The sequence below is a fragment of the Litoribrevibacter albus genome (assembly GCF_030159995.1).
Taxonomy (GTDB): Bacteria; Pseudomonadota; Gammaproteobacteria; order Pseudomonadales; family Litoribrevibacteraceae; genus Litoribrevibacter; species Litoribrevibacter albus.
The window spans coordinates 1-2,307 of sequence record NZ_BSNM01000023.1 but is presented as its reverse complement, the minus strand read 5'-3'; the positions used below and the strand labels follow the sequence as shown (position 1 = coordinate 2,307).

Annotated in this window: 2 protein-coding genes; both read left to right on the top strand. The window is 37.3% G+C overall.

All coding sequences use genetic code 11. The annotated features are described in order from the left end of the window. Positions 1-247 precede the first annotated feature (247 nt). The gene (locus QQL66_RS18495; RefSeq protein WP_284383487.1) at positions 248-1,582 is read left to right on the top strand and encodes a nucleotide-binding domain-containing protein; all 1,335 of its coding nucleotides are present in this window, start codon (positions 248-250) and stop codon (positions 1,580-1,582) included. A 2-nt stretch (positions 1,583-1,584) separates the two neighbouring features. Then, positions 1,585-2,163: a hypothetical protein gene (locus QQL66_RS18490; protein ID WP_284383486.1), complete on the top strand. Its 579-nt coding sequence runs from the start codon at positions 1,585-1,587 to the stop codon at positions 2,161-2,163. Positions 2,164-2,307 lie beyond the last annotated feature (144 nt).

The window sequence follows — 2,307 nt, the reverse complement described above, 5'->3', positions numbered from 1 at the left end:
GGCCTCCTAAGGTATGTGCGCAAGAGCGCGCTATACCTTGGATGGTAGTTTAACTATCAAGCCCGAAAATCCTTGGGAGGTCATCATTAGTATCAAGTGGCTGCTACGGACCCAAAACAGTTGGCACTATTTGCGCATTTCCGCTTCGCGGCGCAAAAAGGCGCCAACTGCTTTGGGCCGCAGAGCCATGCGTTAAAGGGCAAATCAGGCTTCTGTATTCGACAGTGAGCTCACAAGGAAAGTTAATATGAGTTGTAATTTACTATTTTTTTCTAGTAATGATAAAGATGAAACTCTTCACCAAAGAACACAATTATCAGATGTTGTTTTGTCAAAAGGCATTACTAAAAAAGATGAATTAATTGAATTTCTTCGACCTGAATTAAGTGAAGCCTTTGAGTGTAAAGTTGGGTTTTGGTTACAAGGTTCTTATAAAAGCCGTACATTAATTAAACCAGTAGATAAATTTTCTTCCTATGATATCGATATCGGTGTTTATTTGTTTTTTGACGCAGAATCTGAAGGAATTGATTCTAAGGACGTGAAATCAACACTAAAAGATGCCTTGTCTTCATATTGTCAAATAAACGATGAAGCAGAGCTTCAAAAATCAAAAAACGCTTGCGAAGGGATAAAATATTCGACATTCCTTACTATTGATACGCCTGTTTATTTTATTGATGGCTCTAATATTAAATTAGCGACGAATGACGGGTGGGTTGAAAGTGATCCAAAGGCTATTCAGGATTGGCTTACGAATTACTATAGCGACAAAGCGGATCGAGCATTGATGAAGCGACTGGTTCGCTACTTCAAAGCTTGGATTAATGTTAAATGGCAAGGTACAGGGTTTAAAAAAATACCCTCGCTAGCTGTGAATGTTTTGGTTGCACAGCACATGAAAAAGCATGATAGAGAAGATGACTCTTTTCTTCATACAGCTTTAAGTATATGTGAAGAACTAGAGTCCACATTTATACTAAATAACCCATTGGGCGGAAGTAACCTCCTGACAATGCCTGAAGACTCAGAAATTTTTGCTCATCAAAAACTTGATGAATTAAAAGCTGTATGCCTTAACTGTATTGATTCAAGTGAATTTGATAAAGGAATTAATTTTTCAAATCTTTTTCAACATTACTTCCCGCAAGTAAGTATAAGTTCTTCTGATGGAACAACAGGCTTACCTGCCGTAGTTACTGTACCTGAAATATCCATTTGCAGATATGACAAAGATGGAAATCATGTTGAAACAACTACCACTGATAATTTAACAGTTAAAAAAGGTGATTCTCTTACCTTCACTATATGTAATCAAGATGCATTTAATACTTATTCAGATGCACAATGGACTGTTAGGAATGTAGGCGGTCAAGCAACAGATGCTAATGATATTGGGCATAAGGTTGTTGGGAGGCTAAATGAAAGCCATAAAAGGGATACATCATATACAGGCTCACACACTATGGAATGTATGATTACTCATAACGGAGTGGTAAAAGGTTTTCAGGCTATTCATGTCCAAGTGAAGCCAGCTAGTACCTTAAGGCGAAAAAAAATATTTAAAGGTTGGAGGCGCTAATTATGTGGGATCTTTTTCCATCAAAGGTTAAGTATGGTCTCCCAGCTGTAATTGCAATTCTAATTTATTTATTTTGTAATCAATTCCTCGATCAACCATTAATTAGATCTATTTCTTATACGATTACAGCTATAACAATTTTAGCGTGGCTTTTTGGTAAATATCTTTGGAAGTTTGTATACATAGACTTTTTCAAAAACAAGTTTTGTCCTGATTTTAATGGCAAGTGGATAGGTACTATTGAGTCAAATTTTAATGGTGGCACTACCGTCCAGTTCCCAATTACAATTGAAGCTGATTTCTTTTCAATTAGAATGAAAGGTAACACTACAGTAGGTAGGACTTACGCAAATTACTGTAAGGTAATCAGAACTGATGATGACTGTTTTGAACTTGAATATATGTTTAAAGGGATAAATGACACGCCGTCCGAAACTGATACTAGCTTCTATGAGGGTGCAGCTAGGCTTAGAGTTCTTGATATATCGACGATGGAAATGAAAGGGGTATTCTGGACCAATAGATGTTGGCAAAATGGAAAAAATACAGCAGGTGTATTAGAGCTTAAGAAAGACTCATAACCTTGTGGCAATGCCCTTTAACATCTATATGACCGGGGGTTGTCAAGGCGCAAAAACCTGAAGGCCCCTCCAAGGTCAGAGCTCGATTCTTAATAATCTGTTCTGTTTCCTCTTATTGGCACCACTGCCGATTCTTTCATTACT

Coding starts and splice junctions, on each gene's coding strand:
- QQL66_RS18495 (WP_284383487.1), top strand. CDS start 248: ATGAGTTGTAATTTACTATTTTTTTCTAGTAATGATAAAGATGAAACT.
- QQL66_RS18490 (WP_284383486.1), top strand. CDS start 1,585: ATGTGGGATCTTTTTCCATCAAAGGTTAAGTATGGTCTCCCAGCTGTA.